Annotated in this window: 1 protein-coding gene; it reads right to left on the bottom strand. The window is 42.0% G+C overall.

What is annotated here, in order from left to right:
- On the bottom strand, positions 1-2,903 hold a 2,903-nt coding region (locus Q0389_RS09280; RefSeq protein WP_298693695.1), incomplete at both ends, for an AAA family ATPase.

Consider the following 2,903-nt stretch of genomic DNA (forward strand, 5'->3'; position numbering starts at 1 on the left):
TGCTTTAAACAATGTGGGCGTATTGTGGTCTTGTGCCTCAATCGCTTGATCGAAATCGGCAAACGCTTCTTCAAAATGAGAGAGAATATATGCGTTTATCCCTTTGATCAAAAGGTATTTCGGTTGAAAATTCTCGGGGCAAAGGAGAGCCCACTGTTCGAACTGTTTTTCAAAATCGCGGAGAGTTTGACGTTCACCGTCATTGATCGTATTTGACAAAGAGTATCTGAACAATGACATTGCGTAATAAAATACCCATTCCGTTTCGAGGATATTTCCTTTGATATTTCCCAGATATTCTACCGCATCGCGGGCATAACCGAGGGCTTCATCATACAGTTCATGGATATAGCAGATTTGCAGTTTATAAATATAGTAATAGGCTAATAAGGTTTTGTAGTTGATCGCTTTAAAATATTCGACCGCTTCGTTCTCATTAAAATCGGGTGTACTGAGAGAGCTTAGAGAATCGGTATTTCCCCGTAAACAACGGGGAATATTGATCAGCAAGTATTGAGTCATGAGAATAGGCAGTTCTTTTGAACTTTTAATGAAATCAAGATAGCTTTTACTTTTTTCTTCTAAAACGTCCAGAGCGATACCGGAGAGAAACTCACGTGTAAAAATATGGTTGACGCAGTAGATCGAGTATAAAAAATCGCCGGTCTCGATTCCGGACATATAGGCTTTGTATAAAATGTTCAGAGTCTGTTCGTGCGGCTGCATCCATGATGCGACATAGGCTCCATATACCCGCAAAAGTTTGCATTCGATTGCTTTGTTGTTAAACTTATCTTGAAGAACCATCGCGAATTGTCCATAGGCATAGCCGTTTTCGTATTCACGAAGCCGAGATCCGATAATCATCCCGCATAGCATATACCCGTATGAAGATACGTCGCAGTTTCCGTATATGAGGGAAAGACGGGCCATTTTAAAGGCAACTACCGCAAACATGTCCTGTCTGCTGACGAAGGCCGGAATACCCATATTGACGAGAATATCCATACATAGCTCGATGACCTCATCATTCATCTCTTTAAGCTTATGAAGCTCTTCGGCAGATTGGATGTGCGTCCGGAACCAATTGAGTTCATTTGCTTCTAAAACGGAGAGTGCGGATGGATTGTCAGGAATGTGATGACCTAAAACTTCCAGTGCCTGTCGTCCGTCTTCGATGGCTTCTGCGAGCATCCCCTGCATAAAATGGTAAGCGAGCCGATGGTTGTAGATTCTGGCTGTATCGATTGCTCTGAGGAGATTGTTTTGGAGAAGATATTCGAACAATTCAGCCGCCTCTTCAAATTTCCGGGCGTGGCTTAGGGTATCGAGCAGGTTGAGATAAAGCGAAAATGTTGTCTCGTACCGTTCGTTCCATGCATCGTCCGGAAGAACGGAAAGAGCACAACGGCTGTACGTGATAGCCTCATCATAGGCAAGAGCCTCTTTTGCCGAGAGAGATGCCTGATTTAAAATATCGAGAATAGGATATAGCTCATACTGCTTTATACTGTCGATCACCTCGACGATATGTTTTGCGACGGTCAAAGCATTTTTTTCGGTTCGGTTTTCGTGGGACAAAAAATCGTGGACCAGTTTGAGATGAAGCTCTTTTTTAGTATGTTCGTCCAGCATGAGATATGCCGCTTGGCGGATCTTATCATGGATGAAATGATAATACTGCGACGAGTACGAGACGATGACATTATCATCGGAAAAAACGTCGATGAGCCCTTCGTTCAATACCTCATCGAGAATCTCTAAAATATCGGTATCTGCGAAAAGATATAGTGATGACAGGGCGTTTAGATCAAAAATATCCCCGATCACCGATGCCGTTTGGATAAAGATACGGGCATTCGAGGACATGGTATTGATTTTGGCCACCAGATGATCGATCACATTACTGGTTAAGTCTTCTTCCCGGATTTTAGCGATTTCCCATTCCCACGAACGACTCTCTTTATTAAATCGGAGTAAATCTCTTTTTCCTAGCGTATGGATAAACTGTCGGACAAAAAACGGATTTCCTTCGGTTTTTTGGAGTAATAGCTCCCCTAGGGCATTAACCTCTTGGGTTTTCAATGTTTCGCTTAAGAGTTGCTTGATTGCATCGAGGGTCAACGGTAGCAGTTCGATCTCTTCGATCTTTCCGATTTTGTCGCCGATCGTATTCAATGAGAGCCTCATCGGGTGGGTTGAATTGACTTCATTGCTCCGATAGGCACCGATAATTAAAAAACTGTTCAATCGGTTGGATGAGAAAATCAGTTCCAATATTTCCAATGAGGCTAAATCGGCCCACTGCATGTCGTCTATAAAAATGACGAGAGGGTGTTCTTTTGAGGCAAAAAAACTTAGAAAACGCTCCATCGCAATAAAAAGCTGATTTTTGAGCCGTGATTGTTCAATAGCAGGTGTATGTGCAATATTGAAAAGTGTCTTTAGCTCAGGGACGATTTTAACCAGAGCATTTTTACTTTCGCCTAAAAAATTGGACAAATCCTGAATCGTTTTGCGCTTTATATCCGGCGGCATGGTGTTAACGATGTTGATAAGATTGATGAAAATTTGAATAAAGGCGATATAGGACGTTGTACGGTTGTATTGGTCAAATTTCCCTTTTAAAAAATATCCGTTTTGGCTCAGAATAGCCGGACTGAGTTCATTGATAAAAGACGATTTTCCGATTCCTGAATATCCGCTGATCATCATCAATTTCGGGATATTTCCGATGATAGAGCCGATTTTCTCCTGTACGGAAAGTAGCTCTTTATCCCTGCCGTAGAGTTTTTGAGGAATAACCAATTTATCCGATATGTCTTGGCTGCCTAATGCAAATTCATTTTTGGAGTCGAGCCGAAATTTTTCCAAATCGTATTTCAGACTGAAAGCGCTTTGGT

The sequence above is a fragment of the uncultured Sulfuricurvum sp. genome, from assembly GCF_937936435.1.
In the GTDB taxonomy this organism is placed as follows: domain Bacteria; phylum Campylobacterota; class Campylobacteria; order Campylobacterales; family Sulfurimonadaceae; genus Sulfuricurvum.